Below are 426 nucleotides of genomic sequence, written 5' to 3'. Positions count from 1 at the left end.
TTTTTTAATTTTAGTTTGGTTAAGTTAGAAAGGGCGCACGGTGGATGCCTTGACACTAGGAGTCGATGAAGGACGGGACTAACGCCGATATGCTTCGGGGAGCTGTAAGTAAGCTTTGATCCGAAGATTTCCGAATGGGGAAACCCACTATACGTAATGGTATGGTATCCTTACCTGAATACATAGGGTATGGAAGACAGACCCAGGGAACTGAAACATCTAAGTACCTGGAGGAAGAGAAAGCAAATGCGATTTCCTGAGTAGCGGCGAGCGAAACGGAATCTAGCCCAAACCAAGAGGCTTGCCTCTTGGGGTTGTAGGACATTCTATACGGAGTTACAAAGGAACGAGGTAGACGAAGCGACCTGGAAAGGTCCGTCGTAGAGGGTAACAACCCCGTAGTCGAAACTTCGTTCTCTCTTGAAT

1 rRNA gene is annotated in these 426 nt (G+C 47.2%); it reads left to right on the top strand.

Annotated features, from left to right (window positions below):
* Window positions 1-17: 17 nt before the first annotated feature.
* Window positions 18-426, top strand: a 23S ribosomal RNA gene (locus tag JDS98_RS29640); the annotation flags it as partial.

It is taken from the genome of Bacillus cereus group sp. N11 (genome assembly GCF_016483605.1).
Classification (GTDB): Bacteria; Bacillota; Bacilli; order Bacillales; family Bacillaceae_G; genus Bacillus_A; species Bacillus_A toyonensis.
Note: the sequence above shows the minus strand (reverse complement) of the source record. Positions and strands in the feature narration are given on the sequence as shown.